General features: G+C 46.1%; 20 protein-coding genes and 1 riboswitch. All 20 genes read right to left on the bottom strand.

Annotation, left to right across the window (positions count from 1 at the left end; all coding sequences use genetic code 11):
* Positions 1-14: 14 nt before the first annotated feature.
* The gene (gene argF, locus WJQ40_RS04430) at positions 15-1,010 is read right to left on the bottom strand and encodes an ornithine carbamoyltransferase (RefSeq protein ID WP_337538117.1); all 996 of its coding nucleotides are present in this window, start codon (positions 1,008-1,010) and stop codon (positions 15-17) included.
* Positions 1,011-1,044: 34 nt separating this feature from the next.
* A complete protein-coding gene (locus WJQ40_RS04425) occupies positions 1,045-1,965 on the bottom strand; it encodes a stomatin-like protein (protein WP_337538116.1) in 921 nt (306 codons plus the stop codon).
* 43 nt (positions 1,966-2,008) lie between these two features.
* A complete protein-coding gene (locus WJQ40_RS04420) occupies positions 2,009-2,464 on the bottom strand; it encodes an NfeD family protein (RefSeq protein ID WP_337538114.1) in 456 nt (151 codons plus the stop codon).
* Positions 2,465-2,479: 15 nt separating this feature from the next.
* Positions 2,480-3,562: a cell wall hydrolase gene (locus WJQ40_RS04415; RefSeq protein WP_337538113.1), complete on the bottom strand. Its 1,083-nt coding sequence runs from the start codon at positions 3,560-3,562 to the stop codon at positions 2,480-2,482.
* Between the two features lie 191 nt (positions 3,563-3,753).
* Positions 3,754-4,548 carry a pyrroline-5-carboxylate reductase gene (gene proC, locus WJQ40_RS04410; protein ID WP_337538111.1) on the bottom strand — a complete coding sequence of 265 codons (795 nt, stop codon included), beginning with the start codon at positions 4,546-4,548 and terminating at the stop codon, positions 3,754-3,756.
* A gap of 24 nt (positions 4,549-4,572) precedes the next feature.
* Positions 4,573-5,412 carry an RNA methyltransferase gene (locus WJQ40_RS04405; protein ID WP_337538109.1) on the bottom strand — a complete coding sequence of 280 codons (840 nt, stop codon included), beginning with the start codon at positions 5,410-5,412 and terminating at the stop codon, positions 4,573-4,575.
* 76 nt (positions 5,413-5,488) lie between these two features.
* The gene (gene pfkA, locus WJQ40_RS04400; RefSeq protein WP_118798047.1) at positions 5,489-6,463 is read right to left on the bottom strand and encodes a 6-phosphofructokinase; all 975 of its coding nucleotides are present in this window, start codon (positions 6,461-6,463) and stop codon (positions 5,489-5,491) included.
* Positions 6,464-6,537: 74 nt separating this feature from the next.
* Positions 6,538-10,026 carry a DNA polymerase III subunit alpha gene (locus WJQ40_RS04395; protein ID WP_337538106.1) on the bottom strand — a complete coding sequence of 1,163 codons (3,489 nt, stop codon included), beginning with the start codon at positions 10,024-10,026 and terminating at the stop codon, positions 6,538-6,540.
* 111 nt (positions 10,027-10,137) lie between these two features.
* Positions 10,138-10,737, bottom strand: a complete 600-nt coding sequence (locus tag WJQ40_RS04390) for a DUF4190 domain-containing protein (protein WP_337538104.1) — start codon at positions 10,735-10,737, stop codon at positions 10,138-10,140.
* A gap of 61 nt (positions 10,738-10,798) precedes the next feature.
* Positions 10,799-11,986, bottom strand: a complete 1,188-nt coding sequence (gene metK, locus WJQ40_RS04385) for a methionine adenosyltransferase (RefSeq protein ID WP_337405028.1) — start codon at positions 11,984-11,986, stop codon at positions 10,799-10,801.
* A 107-nt stretch (positions 11,987-12,093) separates the two neighbouring features.
* Positions 12,094-12,192: riboswitch (SAM riboswitch) on the bottom strand.
* 112 nt (positions 12,193-12,304) lie between these two features.
* Positions 12,305-12,499 carry a hypothetical protein gene (locus tag WJQ40_RS04380; protein WP_262574930.1) on the bottom strand — a complete coding sequence of 65 codons (195 nt, stop codon included), beginning with the start codon at positions 12,497-12,499 and terminating at the stop codon, positions 12,305-12,307.
* A gap of 2 nt (positions 12,500-12,501) precedes the next feature.
* On the bottom strand, positions 12,502-13,131 hold the full coding sequence (locus WJQ40_RS04375) for a DUF3990 domain-containing protein (protein WP_262574928.1): 630 nt from the start codon (positions 13,129-13,131) through the stop codon (positions 12,502-12,504).
* Positions 13,132-13,275: 144 nt separating this feature from the next.
* Positions 13,276-13,698: a LytTR family transcriptional regulator DNA-binding domain-containing protein gene (locus WJQ40_RS04370; RefSeq protein ID WP_337538101.1), complete on the bottom strand. Its 423-nt coding sequence runs from the start codon at positions 13,696-13,698 to the stop codon at positions 13,276-13,278.
* A 34-nt stretch (positions 13,699-13,732) separates the two neighbouring features.
* On the bottom strand, positions 13,733-14,746 hold the full coding sequence (locus WJQ40_RS04365; RefSeq protein WP_262574926.1) for an ABC transporter permease: 1,014 nt from the start codon (positions 14,744-14,746) through the stop codon (positions 13,733-13,735).
* 2 nt (positions 14,747-14,748) lie between these two features.
* The gene (locus tag WJQ40_RS04360; protein WP_337538098.1) at positions 14,749-15,780 is read right to left on the bottom strand and encodes an ABC transporter permease; all 1,032 of its coding nucleotides are present in this window, start codon (positions 15,778-15,780) and stop codon (positions 14,749-14,751) included.
* Positions 15,777-17,288, bottom strand: a complete 1,512-nt coding sequence (locus tag WJQ40_RS04355; RefSeq protein WP_337405022.1) for a sugar ABC transporter ATP-binding protein — start codon at positions 17,286-17,288, stop codon at positions 15,777-15,779. Before WJQ40_RS04355 ends, WJQ40_RS04360 begins: the two co-directional genes overlap by 4 nt.
* A 93-nt stretch (positions 17,289-17,381) precedes the next feature.
* Entirely contained in the window at positions 17,382-18,440 is a 1,059-nt protein-coding gene (locus WJQ40_RS04350; RefSeq protein ID WP_118798040.1) for an autoinducer 2 ABC transporter substrate-binding protein, read from the bottom strand.
* A 19-nt stretch (positions 18,441-18,459) separates the two neighbouring features.
* Entirely contained in the window at positions 18,460-20,112 is a 1,653-nt protein-coding gene (locus WJQ40_RS04345; protein WP_262574924.1) for a ribulokinase, read from the bottom strand.
* A gap of 10 nt (positions 20,113-20,122) precedes the next feature.
* Positions 20,123-20,848: a glucosamine-6-phosphate deaminase gene (locus WJQ40_RS04340; RefSeq protein WP_118798038.1), complete on the bottom strand. Its 726-nt coding sequence runs from the start codon at positions 20,846-20,848 to the stop codon at positions 20,123-20,125.
* Positions 20,845-21,459 carry an SIS domain-containing protein gene (locus WJQ40_RS04335; protein WP_262574923.1) on the bottom strand — a complete coding sequence of 205 codons (615 nt, stop codon included), beginning with the start codon at positions 21,457-21,459 and terminating at the stop codon, positions 20,845-20,847. The genes WJQ40_RS04340 and WJQ40_RS04335 overlap by 4 nt, the downstream gene beginning before the upstream one ends.
* Between the last annotated feature and the right edge of the window lie 22 nt (positions 21,460-21,481).

Raw genomic sequence — 21,481 nt, 5'->3', positions numbered from 1 at the left:
TGTTTTCCCTGTCCTTACAGTGTTGCTGCCATAACAGCCTTGATCGTATGCATGCGGTTCTCCGCCTCATCAAATACCACTGACTGTTCTGACTCAAATACTTCGTCTGTTACTTCCATTTCGGTAATGCCGAACTTCTCTCCCATTTCCTTACCGATCTTCGTCTTCAGATCATGGAATGCCGGGAGACAGTGCATGAAGATTGCCTGGCTTCCTGCATTCTCCATCACCCTTTTATTGACCTGATAAGGACTAAGCTCCCTGATCCTCTCTGTCCATGCAGCATCAGGCTCACCCATGGATACCCATACATCCGTATAAATAACATCAGCGCCCTTTGTGCCTGCTTCCACATCCTCTGTCAGGGTAATGGAACCGCCACTCTCCTTTGCCAGTGCTTCACAGATCTTTACAAGCTCTGCATCCGGGAAATATTTCTTCGTGGTACATGCAGTGAAATGCATGCCAAGCTTTGCGCAGACAACCATCAGGGAATTTCCCATATTGTAACGGGCATCTCCCATATAGGTCAGCTTCACGCCTTTAATCCTGCCAAGCTTCTCACGGATGGTCAGCACATCTGCCAGCATCTGGGTCGGATGAAATTCATTGGTCAGACCGTTCCATACAGGAACCCCCGCATACTTTGCCAGCTCCTCTACGATATCCTGTCCAAAGCCACGGTACTCGATACCATCATACATTCTGCCAAGGACTCTTGCTGTATCTGCAATGCTCTCCTTTTTTCCAATCTGGGAGCCTGACGGATCCAGATATGTGGTTCCCATTCCAAGATCATGGGCTGCCACCTCAAAGGAGCATCTGGTTCTGGTACTGGTCTTCTCAAAGATCAGAGCTACATTCTTACCACGATGCATATCCTGTGTCAGCACGCCATCCTTCTTTTTCTTCTTCAGATCTGCTGCCAGATCGATGAGATACAGGATCTCTTCCTGTGTAAAATCAAGCAGCTTCAAAAAATTTCTTCCCTTTAAATCTACGTTTGCCATACTGCTGTCCTCTGTTCTTTCGTTCTGTCTGCTTTTATTTGTCAGAAACAAGCTCTTTCACGGATGCTGCAAGTCCTGCAATTCCCTGGATCTCAGAGGGGATAATGATCTTGGTTGCCTTACCGTCTGCAGCCCTTTCAAAGGCTTCCAGGCTCTTAATGCGGAGTACTGCTTCATCCGCACCGGCTTCACGGATCATACGGATACCATCTGCCGTTGCCTGCTGTACCTTCAGGATCGCTTCCGCTTCACCCTCTGCCTCACGGATCATCTTTTCCTTCTGTGCCTCTGCACGGAGGATTGCTGACTGCTTCTCTGCCTGCGCTTCCAGAATCGCTGCTTCCTTCTTACCCTCTGCTACAGTAACGTTTGCTTTCTTTTCACCCTCTGCACGTGTTACTGCTTCTCTTCGCTCACGTTCTGCCTTCATCTGTCTTTCCATGGCGTTCTGTATCTCTGCCGGAGGAATGATATTCTTAAGTTCTACACGGTTCACCTTGATGCCCCATGGATCTGTGGCCTCATCAAGGCTTGCCCTCATCTTGGTATTAATAGTCTCTCTGGATGTCAGTGTCTGATCCAGCTCCAGATCTCCGATGATATTACGAAGGGTTGTTGCTGTCAGGTTCTCGATCGCCATGATCGGGTTCTCCACTCCATAGGCAAACAGCTTCGGATCCGTGATCTGGAAAAATACAACAGTATCAATCCTCATGGTTACATTATCCTTGGTAATAACAGGCTGCGGTGCAAAATCCACTACCTGTTCCTTCAGATTGATCTTCTTCGCCACTCTGTCGATCAATGGCATTTTAATATGAAGACCAACAGACCAGCTTCCCTGATAAGCACCCAGTCTCTCTACTACATAAGCATATGCCTGCGGTACGATCTTTACGCAGGATGCCAGGATCAGTACGATAAGTATCAATAATACAAGCACTACAACTCCCATAAAAAACCTCTTCTTTCTCTGTCAGAACTATCTGACGCTCTATTTACTGTTCATTCTCCGCTGAGAGATCCTTCTCCTCCACGATCAGCTTCACACCGCTCACGGACCGGACAACCACAACACTCCCTACTGGCAGCTGTACATCATCCTTCACACTCCTTGCGCTCCATTCCTGACCACCCACAGTAACCTGTCCGATCCCCTGCAGATTATCAATCTCGCTGATCACAATGGCCTGTCTGCCGATCAGGCTCTCCACATTAGTCTTTACTCTGTCCTTATTAAAATACTTCACTGCAACAGGTCTTGTCAAATAAAGCAGGATCAATGATACCGCAAAGAATGCCACGATCTGAAGCCAGAGCGGTGCATTCAGAGCCGCCAGTATGGCACTCACAAGTGCTCCTCCTGCAAACCATATAGTCGTCAGCCCCATGGTTGCAATCTCAATTCCCACACATACAACAAGAACTGCAAGCCAGATTGTTACCTCACTCATAGACTCCTCCTTCTCCTACCAGAAAACATGATCCCCGATCACGTAACCCTCATGCTTGCCTGCCCGGCGGAAATGTGTTGCATCCCCGATAGTCGTTTCCCCGTTAATAGCAGCCTGGGCTGCCTGAAGACATGACTCCGGTACATTTCCTTCGTAGGCTCTCGCCACCTTGCCTGTCATGGCAGGTGTAAACTGACCTGACGCATAAATAACGGCATGAATAGTATTGGGATAGGCACCGCTTCTGACACGGTTCATAACAACTGCACCTACGCCAAGCTTTCCTTCATAAGGCTGATTTCCTGCCTCACAGTAGATCAATGCCCCAAGAAGCCGGGTCTCATCCGCATCTGCCGATACAGCACCACGGTTTGCCTTACGCTTCCGCTCTGCTTCCTCCTGCTCCCTGACCTTGATGACCTCCATGGTTTCTCCTTCATCAATATGGAATTTCACATTGATAAAATCGGTATTGACGTATCCCACTTCATCATTATAATCTACACTGATCCAGCTGTTATTCACTTCGTCAATAAATTCCACAGAATCATCATAGGCAAGCAGACCGTAGATCTCAGCATCCATGCTTGGCTCCTTGCGGACTCTTACCGCCGAAACATCCAGGGTAACGATCCAGTTGCCCACATCCTCAGCCATAGCCTTGGCCTCTTCCCCAAACAGCAGATATTCGTCCTTGGCCCAGCCAATCACATTGCCTGATTTGATCCTGGTCCATCCATCCTTTCTTTCAAGGATAGTACCGCCACAGTCCTTATAAAGGTAACCTACCTTCTCGGACTTTTCGTCAGCCTCTGCACGGATGTTCAGGGCATTCTGGACATTTGCCATAGCCAGCTCCTTCTCCATTCGTGCCTTTTCATTTTCAAACTTCTGGTTTATGTTCAGTTCTTTCTCTTCCTCTACAGGTGCATCATTGCTAAGTGCACTGGGATCCAGCACCTCTGCCACACCTGATACGGGAAACTCATACTCCTCCTTCTTCTCCGCCGCTTGTGATCTCATGGATACAAGGAAAAAGCAGGTCAGGAAAAGCACTACTGCCGCACACAAAAAATACAGCTGTTTTCTCTGTATCATTAGGATACCTCCGTGATACGATTGATACTGATTGTTCTTCCATCGTCTATTTGGTAATTTATTACATTTTTATTACGATAAATATGCGAACAATCATAGCAAATTGACCTAATCTTGTCAAGTTTCCCAAGAAAGCACAGATTTTTTGGTCGACAAAATTACCGTTTTTTAGTAATATTGTTACATAAAAATTACATATTTTCAGATTTTTCAACAGATGCTTTTACGGCATCGATCACTGCACCGCGAAAGCCCTTCTCCTCCAGAACCCGGACACCTTCAATGGTCGTTCCGGCAGGGGAGGTTACCATATCCTTCAGTTCGCCCGGGTGCTTTCCTGTCTCCAGCATCAGCTTTGCACTGCCAAGAACCGCCTGCGCAGCAAAGGTATATGCCTGCTTTCTTGGCATACCTGCAAGCACTGCTCCGTCTGCCAGTGCCTCAAGGAACTGGAATACATATGCAGGTGAGCATCCACTGACTCCGGCCACTGCATTGATCAGCCGCTCCGGCACTTCTTCAGCTACTCCGAAGCTTCTAAGCAGCTTCATACAGACTTCCATCTCTTCATCGCTGACATGCCCGTTCCGGCAGACGCCGGTACAGCCTTCTCCGACAAGAGCCGGGGTGTTTGGCATACAGCGTACCAGCTTGATATCCGCAGACAGCAGTCCTTCGATATCTGCAATGGTCTTGCCCGCTGCAATGCTGACGATCAGAGCCTCCTTCCGAAGGACTCCCCTGATCTCAGGAAGCACCTCCCCGAAAAACTGCGGCTTGATGGCAAGGAAAAGGATATCCGCTTCTTTTGCTACAAGCTGATTATCTGATGTTGTCATGATTCCATACATCTGGTTCACCTGATCCAGTGTATGCTCCGTTTTTGCTGATCCGATGATATCCTCTTTTCTGACGATCTCTTTGGAAAGCATACCACCGATCATGGCCTTTGCCATATTACCAAGTCCGATAAATCCAATTTTCATCCCAGTTCCTCCTTTTTATCATTTTCAGTGCCATGCACTGTCTGCTCCTCCATACCGGCTCTGATACATCAGAAGTCCTGCTGCCATAGCCGCATTTAATGACTCCAGCTTCCCCTCCATGGGGATCTTCAGATAGGTATCCGCCAGATCCGCTGTTTCCTCCCGCAGGCCATTTCCCTCATTTCCAATCAGGAAGGCACTGCCTCCATGGTAATCTATTTCATGGAAAAATTTCTCGCCCTTCAGGTGGGCTGCATAGGTAGTGATCTTCTCCCTTTTCAAAAGAGCTGTCACCTCCAGAAGAGATGCTCCGCATACAAAAGGCATCCGGTACAGTGATCCCATTGTTGAACGGATGGTTTTGGGATTATATACATCCACGCACCCTTCTGTCATAAAAATCCCGTCTGCCCCGGCTCCTTCTGCTGTACGGATCATCGTTCCAAGGTTCCCTGGATCCTGCACATCCTCAAGAAGCAGGAACAAAGGATCCCTTCCTTCCTGTTCCCTTCTCTTTACTGCCTCTAGGATCAGCTCTTCCGGCTGATAAGCAAACATCTCTGCCACCACCAGTACTCCCTGTGGTGACATGGTATCCGCCATCTTTTTCATGACCTCACTGCTGACTGTTTCGACGAAAATACCAGCCTGTCTGCAGGCTTCGATTTTTTCAGAAAAATCTTCTGTCTGCGGCCGTTCCGCCAGTGTTTCTTCTATATATAATTCCCTGATCCTGCTGGCTGGTGTTTCCTGAAACATTCTGATACCCTCTGCCAGAAAAACACCTTCCTTTTTTCGCTCTCTGCCCTTTTCACGAAGCTGTACTACATGCTTCACCCGGCTGTTTGCTGTACTGGAAATCATATAATCCTCCTGTAGAAAAAGGCGGAGTAAAAACTCCGCCTCATTGCGTTGTGTCAGATTATCTACTATATCCGTCTTACAGGGACAGGATCCTGCTGACCTGATACTGATATTCCGGGATCGTCTTCTGCATAGCCAGCGCATCCTCAATATCAAAATCAACAAACTCACCATGCTGATAGCCAACTACACGATTGCTCTTTCCCTCGCAGATAATATCAGCTGCATACGCTCCCATAATAGAGGCATAGAAACGATCCTTACAGGTAGGACTTCCTCCACGCTGCATATAGCCAAGAATCGTAGCTCTTGTCTCGATTCCTGTTGCTGCTTCAATCCTTCTCGCCATGGATGTAGAATGTCCGATACCCTCCGCATTGATGATAATGTGATGGGTCTTCCCACGCTTTCTGTTATTGATAATATTATTAATGATATTCTGTTCGTTAAAGTCATATTTCTCAGGAAGCAGAATATCCTCCGCCCCATTGGCAACACCGCACCACAATGCAATATATCCGGCATTTCTGCCCATTACTTCAATAATACTGCATCTTTCATGGGAGGAAGAGGTGTCCCTGATCTTATCGATTGCCTGCATGGCCGTGTTGATCGCTGTATCAAATCCGATCGTATATTCTGTACAGGCAATATCCAGGTCGATAGTTCCCGGAAGTCCAATAGTATTGATCCCATGTCTTGCCAGTGCCTGTGCTCCTCTGTAAGAACCATCACCGCCAATGACAACCAGACCGTCAATTCCATGCTTCTGGCAGATCTCTGCTGCCTTCAGCTGGGTTTCCTCTGTCTTGAACTCCGGACATCTTGCTGTTCCAAGGATCGTTCCACCACGCTCAATGGTATCGGAAACATCCTTCTTTTCCATATCAACGATCTCTTCATTTAACAGGCCCTTATAGCCCTTCTTGATTCCCTTAACCTTAACACCGTTTGCAATTGCTTTTCTGACAACTGCACGGATTGCTGCATTCATACCCGGGGCATCACCGCCGCTGGTCAGAACACCAATGGTCTTAATTTCCTTTGCCATATGCTCCCAATCCTTTCCGTATCTTCAGATTCCTCTCTGATTTGAGGTTATTTTAACCCTTTTTTCTGCCTATTTCAATCTTTTTTCACGTCCCATGCTATTTTTATGTTATCTTTTCCATACTTTTTACATAAGGCATCATAAAGAGCCTCATCTGCATTTACGTTTCTTCCCGGAGGCAGTTTTTTCATCTGCTTTTTATCTTCTATATAAAGAACAACACTGTCATTCCCTTCTGACTCCGAGATATCCCTTAAAAGATCCTCGATCCCTGCTTCATATGCCTCCATAGTGGGGAATCGGATCCATAGCTTCTTTGGGATTTCATCAAAGGAAGTAATCCTTTCACAGATCAGCTTGCCATCCCGGTCCTCCTCAAGAGATACCCTGCCTTTAATAAAGACCTTACCATCTTCTACAAGCCTGCTGTTGTATTTTTCATAGTCCCTTGGAAAAACAATGACCTCCACGCTGCCAAGCAGATCCTCGATCTGCAGAAATGCCATGATCTTGTCATTCTTTGTATACTTGATCTTTCTATCTGCGATCAGGCCGCCGATCGTGGCGCTGTCACCATCCTTCACTATCGGAATACCCGTTTCCTCATTCAGTACAAAGTCTGCTGTGGTATTGGTGATCCCTTTTTTCCAGAGCTCCTCCTGTTCTTCAAGCGGATGCCCGCTGACATAGACACCAAGCACCTCCTTTTCAAAGGCAAGGAGCATCTCCTTTGGATACTCCCCAACATCAGGAAGGCGGATATCAAACTCCTCCTTTTCTTCTGTGGAAACCAGGTCAAAAAGACTCATCTGTCCTGCCATATTGTTCTTCCGGTCCTTCACGATATGATCCATGATCTTCCCGTAAGCTACCATAAACTGTTTTCTGGTACCGGGCAGACTGTCAAAGGCCCCGGCCTTGATAAAGTTCTCAATCGCCTTTTTGTTGATCTCCTTATCGGACATACGGCTGATAAAATCCTTCAGATTCAGGAATTCACCGTGCTCATTCCTCTCCTTCACAACAGCTTCGATCACAGGCCGTCCCACGCTCTTGATTGCTGTCAGTGCATAGCGGATGGATCTGTCCTTTACAGAAAAGCCGCTTTCTCCCTGATTGATGTCAGGCGGCAGGATGCTGATCCCCATACTGCGGCACACCATAATATATTCTGCCACCTTTCCGGGATTATCAATCACGGAAGTCATAAGCGCCGCCATAAATTCTACCGGATAGTAATATTTCAGGTAAGCTGTCTGATAGGCAACCACCGCATAACAGGCCGCATGGGACTTGTTAAATGCATATTTGGCGAAATCCATCATGTCATCATAGATTCCGGAAGCCACCTGCTCTGAAATACCCTTTGCCACACAGCCGGGCACACCCTCCTCTTCATTTCCGTAAATGAAGTTAGCACGCTCCTTTTCCATGACCGCCTGTTTCTTCTTACTCATGGCACGCCGCACCAGATCGCTTCGTCCAAGGGTATAGCCCCCAAGATCCCTCACGATCTGCATAACCTGCTCCTGATATACGATACAGCCATAGGTCGGTGCCAGGATCGGCTTAAGCTGCGGACAGCTGTACACGATAGATCCTTCACTGTTTTTACCTTTGATGTACTTTGGAATAAAGTCCATGGGGCCCGGACGATACAGGGAAATTCCCGCGATCACATCCTCCAGATTCTCCGGCTTAAGCTCCTTCATGAAGTTCTTCATGCCCCCGCTTTCCAGCTGGAACACACCGTCCGTCTTTCCCGTGGAAAGGGATGCAAACACCTTTTTATCATCATAATCGATCTGATCGATATTAATAGAAACACCCTTACTCTTCTTCACAAGGGCTACCGCATCCCGGATCACAGTCAGGGTACGGAGTCCCAGAAAATCCATTTTCAGAAGCCCCAGCTCTTCAATGGTCGTCATGGTAAACTGGGTCGTGATCGAACCATCGGCACCTCTCGAAAGCGGTACCAGCTCCTCTGCGGGTCTGGAACAGATCACGACACCGGCTGCATGCATGGATGTGTGCCTTGGCAGACCCTCAAGACGCTTGCTCATATCGATCAGTTCCTTCACCTTGGGATCACTCTCATACAGTCCCCGCAGCTCCGGATTCATCTGCAGTGCCTTATCAATGGTGATATTCAGCTCCTGCGGGATCATCTTGGCAAGACTGTCTACATAATTATAAGGAAGATCCATCACTCTTCCCACATCACGGATCACACCCTTTGCCGCCAGTGTACCGAAGGTTACGATCTGAACCACCTTTTCCTTGCCATATTTGCGGCTGACATAGTCAATAACCTCCTGTCTTCTTTCGAAGCAGAAATCAATATCAATATCGGGCATGGACACACGCTCCGGGTTCAGGAAGCGTTCAAACAGCAGATTATACTTGATCGGGTCAATATCCGTGATCTTCAGCGTATAGGAAACAATACTTCCCGCCGCAGAACCACGCCCCGGTCCCACCATGATCTGATTGGACTTGGCATAATTGATAAAATCCCACACGATCAGGAAATAATCCACGTACCCCATAGTCTTGATAACAGAAAGCTCATAATCAAGGCGTTCTCTTAAGGTCTGTCCCGTTTTCCCGGCTGGTGCATTCTCATCCCCATAACGCTCCTTCAGTCCGTCTGTACAGAGCTTGTTTAGATACGTCCAGGAATCATATCCCTCCGGCACTTCAAAATGGGGCAGCTTGGTCACGCCAAACTCGATCTCCACGTTACATCTGTCCGCAATCCTCTGGGTATTCTCCACGGCTTCCCATGCATAAGGGAAAAGAGCCTTCATCTCCTCTTCACTCTTCACATAGTACTGACCGCCCACGTAACGCATTCTGTCTTCATCTGCCAGCTTCTTGCCGGTCTGGAGGCAAAGCAGGATATCGTGTGGCTTTACATCCTCCTTATAGGTATAATGCACATCATTGGTCGCTACCAGCGGAATATCCAGCTCCTTACTCATCTGCAGCAGCGCCGTATTGACCATCTTCTGCTCCGGCAGTCCGTGATCCTGCAGCTCCAGAAAATAATTGCCCTTGCCAAAGCATGCCTGATACTTCAGTGCCGTCTTCTTTGCCTCATCATAAAGCCCTTTGGTGATATAGCGCTGCACCTCTCCTGCCAGACAGGCAGAAAGGGCTATAATGCCCTCATGGAATTCCTGTAACAGCTCCATATCTACCCTGGGCTTATAGTAATACCCCTCGGTAAATCCACGGCTTACGATCCTGGTCAGATTATTATAGCCGGTATTGTTTTCTGCAAGGAGCACCAAATGATAATATCTGTCATCCCCTCCAGTCAGCTCCTTATCAAAACGGGAATTGGGTGCCACATAGACCTCACAGCCAAGGATCGGCCTGATCCCCTCTGCCCTGCACGCTTTATAAAAATCGATCACCCCATACATAACGCCATGGTCTGTGATCGCTGCACTGTCCATGCCAAGCTCCTTAACACGCCTGACATATTCCTTTATTTTGTTGGAACCGTCCAGAAGACTGTATTCTGTATGTACATGAAGATGCGTAAATGCCATATCTGTTTCCTTTTATTTTCATTCGTTGAAAAAGAGTACCATGATCACTATGATCATGATACTCTTTTATTCTAGCAAAAAAAGATATTCTTTTAAAGTATCTGTTCCGGTTTAAAGCAGAATTGCAAGAAGCCAGTTTATCAGGGCAATAACAACACCGATGACACTGAGCACCTTTCCGATATTGGCCTGCTTTGCCATGCTTGAACCTGAACCAAGTCTGGCACGGTTCATGCCAAGACTCCCAAACAATATGCCGGCAAGCGGAATCAGAAGTGCTGTCACGATACTGAGAATACCAAACACAAGTGCAATTTTGGCTGCTCCGGCATTATCTACCGTATTGACTGCTACTGTTACAGAACCATCTGCACCTTCTGCACCCTCAGGAATCTCAACATCCTGCTCTAACAGGGTATAGAGCTGCTCAAGGCTCTCCTTATAAGGCTTCTTCTGCAGACAGCCAACGAATCCGTCAAGACCCATTTCTTTTCCCATGCTCTTCATCCATGCTTCTATATGGAAATTTCCGTCCTCAAATGACCATTTCAGATATTTGAAGCCCTCCAGCATGGCATCTCCGGCACGGTATACCTGCTCTCCTTTATAATCAAAGGGTGTGAACCTGTTCTTTGCCAGATAATCGTTCATCATAAAGCTGACAAATTTAGGATCCTTGTTTAACGGCATATCTTTTACATATCGTGACATTCTCTTCCCTTTCCGGCTGCATGACAGCCTTTCCCTCATTTTTTCGTGTTGGTGCCGGTTTTTATAAATATTTCTTCAGAGCATCTGCCTTGTCAAGCTTCTCCCAGGGAAGATCAAGGTCGTTACGGCCAAAGTGTCCGTAAGCTGCTGTCTGCTTGTAGATCGGACGACGAAGGTCAAGCATCCTGATGATCCCTGCAGGACGAAGATCGAAGTTCTCTCTTACGATCTCAACCAGCTTCTCATCAGAAACCTTGCCGGTTCCGAAGGTATCTACTCTGACAGAGGTGGGCTGTGCAACGCCGATCGCATAGGAAAGCTGGATCTCACACTGATCAGCCAGTCCTGCTGCTACGATATTCTTTGCTACATAACGTGCTGCATAAGCTGCAGAACGGTCTACCTTAGTGCAGTCCTTACCAGAGAAAGCACCGCCGCCGTGACGTGCATATCCGCCGTAGGTATCTACAATGATCTTACGTCCGGTAAGACCTGCGTCTCCGTGAGGTCCACCGATTACGAAACGGCCTGTAGGATTGATGAAGTATTTGGTATTCTCATCCAAAAGCTCCTTGGGAAGGATGGGATCAAATACATGCTTCTTGATATCTTCATGGATCTGCTCCTGTGTAACATCAGGATCATGCTGTGTGGAAAGGACAACTGCTTCCAGACGGATCGGCTTGCCATTCTCATCGTATTCTACAGAAACCTGACTCTTTCCATCGGGACGCAGATAAGGCAGAGTTCCGTTTTTACGGACATCTGTGAGCTGCTTTGCAAGCTTGTGTGCAAGGGCGATGGAATAAGGCATATACTCCTCTGTTTCGTTGGTTGCATAACCAAACATCATACCCTGATCGCCGGCGCCGATTGCCTCGATCTCCTCATCAGACATCTTGTTCTCTTTTGCTTCCAGCGCCTTGTCAACACCCATGGCGATATCTGAGGACTGCTCATCAATTGCCACAAGAACCGCACAGGTGTTGCCATCAAAGCCATATTCTGACTTTGTGTAGCCGATCTCCTTCACGGTATCACGTACTACCTTCTGAATATCCACATATGCATTGGTGGTAATCTCTCCTGTTACCAGCACAAAGCCGGTACAGGTAGCTGTCTCACAGGCTACGCGGCTCATGGGATCCTTGGCCATGCAGGCATCCAGGATCGCATCGGAAATGGCATCGCAGACTTTGTCGGGATGGCCTTCTGTTACGGATTCGGAAGTAAATAATCTTTTCTCCATTTGTGTTCTCCTTTTCTAAAAATATGACCAGTTACTGTACTATGCATGACAAAAGAAAATCCGCTTATTTACGGGAAATAAGCGGATCGACGTTCGATTATCAAATCCTCTTATTGTTCGATGATACTCGCTCAGGTTGGCACCTTCCATCTCGGGGTTGCCGCAGCTTCTCAGGTCCTATGTACCTCCACTGCTCTGAATAAGAGATTTCACAATATTGAATTCTTCACTCGAATGCCGTCTTCTGACTGACATCTGTCTATAGGCTACACCATGCCTGTTTATTTGTCAATGGAATAGATCCCATTTATAGCTTGTTTATAGCTTAGCTACAATCTGCTTTGCATACCAGTTCAAACCTTTATGTGCCAACGCTTCATTAGATGAATCCCAATTAGCTGCTGCAGTTCTCGCTCTATCCTCTGCCTCTTCTACCGTCAATTTCCCAAAGGAAAATCTTAACAGTGCATTGGTAAGTTCACTTTCAATTGTATATCGTTTTTCTTTTACCATATTCAATTTTCCTCCTTTTTATTAAATTCTACCAGATTAGAAATATGAAGCATATTACAAATTGCCTGATTACCTATATATAATTGTTTCATACTTTGTGGTTTTTGTAAAGCTTTGATCGCATTTTCATAAGTAATTTCATTATTCAGATACGACATAATAATTTCAGGTGGAATACTATCACTCATTACTCCCCAGATAATATCATATCCATGTGGATTCTCATTGTACACATTTTTCAGTCTGTTTTCAAATACAAATTTTGCAAATTTTTCATCATGCACAGGAAAGTTACAATATTTATACTGATTTTCTGTTTCAAACAGTAATTTAAATGGATTAAATTCAAATTCTATGACACACCATTCTTTTCTTTCTACTAATTTACCTGATATATCTAATTCCGGCAATCGATCCATATACCGACTTGCTGCATCAAGACTTTCCGTCAGATAAAAACCAGTTCCAAAATCCAACTGTGTACCTATATTATACGAATACAAAACACCCTGCATACATATATTTTTATAAGATTCTAACGTTGTTCCATGATACCATTTATCACGATTGAGTCTATTCAGCTGTTTTATAGCTATTCCGGTTTCCCTCGACAGCTGTTCTATGTTGGTCAATATTTTTCATAACCTCACTTTCTCTTTTGGAAACAACAAGAGAAAGTCAATTCCGATCATTCCCTTATCATCTTAGCTGTTGTAATTTTAATATCTATATATTTATATTACATCGCAACTATTGACCAACGCAACTGCTATTCATTAATGTTTCCCAAGATAAGTAAAACCATAGAGCTGCAGTGCCTTTTCTGCCTCATCACTGCTCTTTATATATTCGATCTCATGGATATCAAACAGAATACAGCCGCAGTGTCCGGGGAAGGTAGGGAAGCAGATCACCTTCAGATAGGTATCAATCTCCGGACTGTAATCGGTAAGCTCCAGTGTCTCTCCGTTATTCAGATATACTCTGTCTGTAATATCATGGATGACCCTCACAGCCACAAGGCATCCTCTGTGTATCCTGATAAAACCCTCCGTAAGCTGCCCTGCAAGCTCCGTGATGGAAACTCTTGTTTCGTACACCTTATCTCCCAGAACATGAATCTCCGTATTCCTTCCATTCACCAGAACATGCAGAATCCCGGGAGGGAAGCCCGGGATTCTGCTGTGTAAAATAAACACTGATATAATAAGGGGAATTAAGATGTTGTCAAATTTATGATTTCTTCTTTCTTGTTGCTGTTACTACGTTGATGATCATAATTCCAATCAGTACAAGTCCCCAGATCAGGTTCTTGTAATAATCGGAAATGGACGGGAACATGGCAAATCCTGAAGAAAGAGACTGCAGGATAATAACTGCCAGTACAATTCCACTGACCTTACCCACACCGCCGTTAGGATTCACGCCTGCCAGTACACAGATCAGAATCGCCGGTGTCAGGTAGGACTTTCCAAAGTCAGAACGGGCTGAATTGAAATGCCCGCACATCAGAAGACCGGATACTGCTGATAGCATGCCGCTGATCATATAGGTAAGTGTCAGGATCTTCTTGTTATCACTTCCGGAATATTCGGAAGCTGTCGCATTGGATCCAATCATATAGATCTTGAATCCGGTTGCGGTCTTATTCAGAAGAAATGCTACCAGTGCAGCGCAGATAATAAATACGATCGTTGTACCCGGGATCAGCCCGAACAATTCAAAATTGACTACCCTGTATAAAATAGACGGCAGCTCCTTAATGGAGGATCCATTCGTAATACCTACTGCAATTCCAAGGATAATATCTGATGCGCCGAGGGTTGCCACCATGGCAGGAACACCAACTCTTGCGATCAGGGTTCCGGTAAACAATCCGCAGACCGCCCCGATCAGAAGGGCAAAGGCCAGTGTCACAAGCAGTACCAGGATCTGAACCGGCATAGAAGCATCTGCCGGCATGATCGCCTTCATCAAAAGACAGCTCAGTATCCCGGCAAGATCGGCTACTGCAATAACTGTCAGGTCAATACCTCCACTGACCATGGCGAGCATCATGCCAAGGGCAAGCACACCCATTTCAGGAAACAGATAAGCGATCAGCTGAAACTGACCGATCTTAGCAAAGCTGCCGCCTGTAGCGATCGACAATACAATGATAACCAATATAAGCATTCCTAACAGTTTTTTATTGTTGGAACTGATCTTCAGAAGGCTCTTTACGTCAAAAGTCTTTTTCTTTTCCATGGTTATGCCTCCTCCTTATGTCCGTTTTCCAGTATATTGGATGCAATCCTGCGTTTTGCAAGCACACTCTTATAGGATGACATACTTACACCTGCGATGATGAGGATACCTGTCATAAACTTGCTCCAGTTAGTCGGGATTCCAAGCAGGATCAGGTTATTTGAGATCATCTTCATCAGGAGCACACCGAGGAACGTTCCGATCACCGAGCCGGAACCACCTGCAATATTGGCACCGCCAAGCACTACCGCTGCGATAATAGTCATTTCATAGCCATCAAAGAAATTGATCTGGCACATTCCTGAAACGGTAACCTGCGTGATACCTGTGATCCCGCCGATGGCACCCATAAAGGTAAATACAAAAATACGGATAAAGCTTACGTTGAATCCTGCTCTTTCTGCTGCCACAGGATCACCGCCAACTGCATAAATACCACGTCCAAGCATCGTATATTTCATAATAAACCCGACGATCAGATAAATCGCAGCAAGAAACAGAATGCTGACTGGCATGGAGCTTCCAAGTCCTGTCTCTCCGTTTACTACACTGAACAGATTTGTTGTTACCATCTTTGCCATGGGTACCGGCAGCACAGAGATAACACTACTCTGCAGAACACCCTGGGTAATGCCAAGGAAGATCGTACAGGTACCAAGCGTGATGATCAGGGTCGGAAGCTTTAACCATGCAGCAAGCACGCCGTTCAGGAGTCCAAGAACCATACCGATCACTCCTGCGATCAGAAACGCCAGGAATACCGGTCCCTGATAATCAATAACAGAAAACCATTTTGTTACCGCAAACATGCAGAGCATTGCTGTATACGGGAAAGAAACATCGATGTTTCCGGATACGATGACCATAAACAGACCTGCTGCCATCATCCCCGGTACGATCATGCTCCGCAGCAGATCCACCAGGTTGTTGGAAGTAAAAAACTGTCCACTGATCACCTGAATGATACAGGCCAGCACAATAATAATGACCGTTATATAAAACTCATTTTTCTTCAGTAGATTTCTGCCTTTCATGCTGTTTCCTCCTTACCGCCTGTAACCAGCTCCTGCAGTTTGTGCGGATCCAGTTCTGTATTGACATGCTCACTGACGATCCGTCCATTCTTGATGATCAGGATCCTGTTGCAGTTATTGAGCACTTCTGATATATCATCAGAGATCAGAAGAATAGCAAGGTTCATTTTTTCTGCAAGTGTTCTTAAATAAGCATGTATGTCAAATTTAGCTGCAATATCCACACCAACGGTCGGTCCGTTCAGGATCAGTACACGGGGCTCTGTCTCCAGCCATTTACCAAGGACAACCTTCTGCTGGTTTCCTCCGGAAAGCGTCTGGATCCCGTCACCCAGCTCGTTCAGCTTGATTCCAAGGTTCTTCACCCAGGAAAGACTGTCCTGATGCCCCTTCTCATAATCCACCATTTTCTTTGCAGTCCTGAGCCTGTCAATATTGGATACGATCATATTATTCTCGATCGACTGTGTCAGGAAAAGCCCTTCCGTCAGACGGTCTTCCGGTACATAGGCAATTTTATGCCGGATCGCATCCATTGGTGTTTTGATCCGTACCTCTGTACCATCAATATAAATATGGCCTTCCGTAGCACTGTAAAGTCCGAACAGTGTCTTGGCAAGCTCTGTACGCCCAGATCCGAGAAGTCCTGTAATGCCAAGGATCTCACCCGGATGGATCTCAAAGCTGATCTTTTCAAAGCCATTAGTCAGACCCAGGTTTTCCACCTTCAGGATTGCTCTGTCATGGTCGATCTTCTCCGGTGTGAAGGCTGCTTCCTCCAGCTTTCTTCCGGTCATATAATAAACAAACTGTTCATCATTGATATTCTTTGCCGAATCAGCTACCACAAGCTTTCCATTTCTGAAAACAGTAAACTGATCTGCAATTTCAAATACTTCATCCAGTTTATGACTGACAAACAGTGTGGAAATTCCTTCTTTCTGCAGCTGTCTGATTACCTTGAACAGCTTGTCAACTTCCTTTCTTGTCAATGCAGAGGTAGGTTCATCCATAATGATCAGCTTGGAATTGTTCAGGATCGCTCTGGCAATGGCGATCAGCTGCTTATCCGCCACAGAAAGCTCACCAACAACAGCCTGCAGCGGCAGTTCAATACCAATATGATCCAGTGCCTCTTTCGCAATGCTCTTTACCGATTTCCAATTCACAAGTTTCCTGTGATTGTAAAGCTCATTGTTGATCGCAATATTTTCTGCAACCGTCAGATTCGGGAAAATGGACATATCCTGATAAATTACCTGGATTCCCAGTCCGATCGACTCTGCAATGGAAAGTCTATCATATTCCTTTCCTTCAAATGTAATACTTCCCCCATCCGGCCTGTAAAATCCGGAAATAATCTTGATCAGCGTTGATTTACCACATCCGTTTTCTCCCATCAAGCAATGGATTTCTCCCTTTTTTATGGTCAGATCCACCTTGTCAAGAGCAGTCACTCCGCCGAAATGCTTCGAAATCTGTTTCGCCTGTAATAAGATTTCACTCATTTGCGTACCATACCTTTCTCTCAGAGATATAATGCTTGCGTATCCCGCCTTTGGAATATGCAAGCATTATATGTTTCTCTCTTACTGTCTTCTTTAGAACTTGTATTCAGACATGTTATCCTTATTAATAACAAGGATCGCATTACCGCTGATATCTGTGCCATTTACATTGACACTGTTATAACCATCGATACCAAGATCAAGGCCGGTCTGAATCTTATCCTTCTCTCCATTAAGCACCATTACTGCCAGCTGGCACATAGCCTTTCCTGAAAGAGCAGGATCCCAGCAAAGAACACAGGGATTGGATCCGGATTCCAGATAAGGACCTGATACAGATGCCACACCGGTTCCTACTGCAAAGATCTGACCTGTCATGCCAAGCTCGTCAATTGCCTTTGCTGCTCCGGGCGGATCATAGCTGGAAGCCCCAAGGAAGCCCTTGATATCCGGGTACTTCTTTATGATTTCCTTGGCCTTCTCGTAAGCCATGTTCATGTTATCTTCGCATTCCAGTCTTTCTTCAGGAATCAGCTCCATATTGGGATATGCTTCCTTCTGATGTGCTACTGCTGCATCCATCCAGTCATTGTGGGATACAGAGGAAAGGAACGCAACCATGGTCACATATTTTCCTTCATAATTCATAGCCTTGGCAAGCTCATCCATCATGGCTTCGCCATATTCCTTATTATTGAAAGCTTCCAGATCATAATCACATGCCTCAAAGCCTTCTGCTTCATGGGTGATCACTACAATACCCTTATCTCTTGCCTTCTGCAGTACAGGTGTACATGCTTCCGGATCAATCGGGACAACGCACAGGGCATCAATATCCTGAGAGATCAGCTGCTCGATCACCTGGATCTGTTCTGCCGAATCTGTCTTTGCAGGTCCCTTTGCATAACAGTTATTTCCTGTTTCTGCCGCATATTCCTTTACACCCTCTTCATGACGCAGAGCCCATGGATCTGACATATCCTTTACAACTGTGGCGATCGTATAACCACCTCCAGAGGCCGTTGTCTCATCCGCATTTTCTGTCGCCGCATTTTCTGTTGATGCTGTTTCTGTGCTGCTTCCTCCGCAGCCCATAACCACTGAAGTCAGCATGGCAAGTGTAAGTGACAGTGCTACCAGTTTCTTTTTCATAAGCATTCCTCCTTTGCTCTCATTTCCGGAGATTCTTCATAAAAGAATCATCCTTGCCAAACATATCATATAGTTTCTTATAAGCTTCATAGACCTTTGCATAAGCCTTCGTCTTTTCTGCATCCGGTCTATAAACCTGCCTGTCCTTCGGGATCATGACCTCTGTCGCTTCCTTAAAGGTAGCAAAGCCCTCTCCCTTTCCTTCTTTTCCAAGGGCTACTGCCCCACATACCGCCGCCCCGTGAGCCGGTACATTATCAACAAGCGGCACGATCACTTCTTTTCCAAAAGCATCCGCACACATCTGCATGATCCAGGGGCTCTTTCTGGCGATCCCACCTACCGCATAGATATAGGAAATCGGAACACCATTCTCTTCGTAATTATCCAGGATTCTTTTGGAACCAAATATATTGGCTTCTACCAGTGTACGGTAGATTTCTTCTGTTCTGGTATCCAGCGTAAGACCTACGATAAGTCCGGACAGATTATAATTGGAAAGGATACTTCTGTTTCCATTGAACCAGTCCAGTGCTACCAGTCCCGTTGTACCCGGTTCTATCTTAGCAGCAAGCTCACCTAAGTACTGTAAAATACTTTGCTTTTTCTCTTCTGCTTCCCGGTAATACCTTTCCGGTACCCCCGTATCTGCAAACCACTGAAAAATATCTCCTGTGGCAGGCTGTCCTGACTCATATCCATAGAGCCCAGGCACCATACCATCCGCCGCGATCGAGCACAGCCCTTCAAATGCATGGTAGTCCTTGTACATCATCTGATGACAGGTACTGGTTCCCATTACCAGTATCATACTTCCGCTTTCTGTTACACCAGCGCCGCATCCTGCCACTGCTCCGTCACTGTGTCCTGCTGCTACTACTGCCTCTGTGGTGAGCCCCATCCGGGCAGCCATATCCTCTGTAAGATGTCCGGCAGGATCTCCTACGGTAAGGATCTCCCCTGCCAGCTTTGTTTCTGTAACATCTGTAAGACCGGGATCAATAGCCTTAAGGAACTCCGGATCAGGATATCCCTGCCCCTTTACCCAGAAGCAGTTAACCCCCAGTGCTGCACTGCACCTTGTTACCCTTCCGGTCAGAGCCATTACGATATAATCCACAGCTTCCATAAAATAATCTGCTGCATCATATATTTCCGGATTCTCCCTGAGCACCTGCAGAAGCTTTGGAAATACCCATTCTGAGGAAACCGCTCCGCCGAAATAATCCTTCAGCCAGGTAGTATGCTCCTTTGCATACGCTTCAATTTCCTCTGCATATTTCTGTGCCCCATGATGCTTCCAGAGCTTAGGCCAGGCATTTGGCTTATCCCGGAACTCTGCCAGCTCACACAAAGGCGTTCCATCCTTTTTTACAGGAAGCAGCGTACAGCTCGTAAAATCTGTACCTATGCTTTTTACCTCTTCCGGTCTGATATTACCATCCTTCAGCATCCTTTTTGAGATCTGGCAGATACAGAACAGCCAGTCCATGGGATCCTGCAGATTCCAGTCCTTCTGCAGAGGAATATCTGCATGATACATTTTCCCATTGATCACACCATGTGCATATTTTTCTTCTGCTGTCGCTGCCACCTGTCCGGTTTCCAGATCAATGGCAATCCCTCTGCAGGACAGCGTTCCAAAATCAAAACCAAATGCGTAACTTCCCATACTTTTATGCCTACTTCGTCAGTTCATACAGATCCTTATCAACAATCACTGTTGCATCCTCACAGATATGAAGGATGCTGCAGGGAAGCTGCGGATCCACATGATCACTTTCCAACAGTTTCTTGATCGCCGGGGCTTTTGCTGCTCCGGTTGCCACCAGTATTACCTTCGCTGCGGTAGCAATTCCATACATACCCATGGTAATGGCACTTCTTGGCACGTCTGATTCCTTTTCAAAGAACCTTGCATTTGCCTTGATCGTTTCCTCTGCCAGTTCTACCTTGTGTGCAGATGCCGTAAAATAGCTGTCCGGCTCATTAAATCCAATATGTCCATTATTGCCGATTCCCAGTATCTGAATATCGATCTTATTATCCTTCAGAAAATCATTGAATCTTTTTTCCTGTTTCGCTGCATCCGCCGCACCATCTACCAGAAAGATATTTTCTTCCTTCAGGTTCACTTTTGAAAAAAAGTGCTGATCCATGAAATAACCAAAGCTCTGGTCATGGTCTCTTGCCAGTCCTTCATATTCATCCAGGTTTACGGTTCTGATCTCTGAAAAATCAATCAGTCCCCTTTTATAGTCATCGACCAGACATTCATACATTCCAATCGGCGTACTTCCTGTTGCGAGCCCTATCAGCGCATTTCTTTTATGCTCAATGACATTTTTGTAAAGATCTGCTGCCACACGGCTGCTTTCTTCATAGCTTTCCGTAACGATCAGTTTCATGCCTCTGCCTCCGCAGCCAGCATAGCTCCGACACCGCCAGCAGGATGAACTACCTTGAAGTAATCCTTGTCAATACCGTTATACAGCATACAGCCAATGGAAATCGCATCAAACAGTGCAAATACAGCTGTAACTGATGTGGTGGAAAGACACTGGTAAGGACATGCCTCCGGTCCTGTATGAAGGATCAGATTCAGGTCGCTTTCTTTAGCGATCGGAGAATCCGGATTTTCTGTTACTGTAATGATCTTCGCCCCGCGAAGCTTTGCAACGGGGATCAGATTGATCATTTCTGTTGTCTTACCGCCTTTGGAAATAATAATAATGATATCTCCTTCACGGATCATACCATAATCACCATGGGGTGCATCTGCAGGATTTAAAAACTGGGAAGCCCTGTCCACACAGTTAAATACCTGGGATACCTTCTTTGCACAGGCACCTGATGTACCGCATCCGGTTGTGATGATCCTGCCCTTGCATTCTGCGATCATCTGTACTGCCTTAATATAGTTGTCCTTATCTACTGTATTTGCCAGCTCCGCTACGGCATGTGCTTCATTGGCAAAGGTATGTAATGCACTCTTGTAAATTTCTTCTCCTGAAATCATGTATTTCTCCTTCCACTTCTGT

This window comes from Suilimivivens sp. (genome assembly GCF_037359455.1).
Classification (GTDB): domain Bacteria; phylum Bacillota; class Clostridia; order Lachnospirales; family Lachnospiraceae; genus Suilimivivens; species Suilimivivens aceti.
This window is presented reverse-complemented; position numbering and strand designations above follow the sequence as displayed.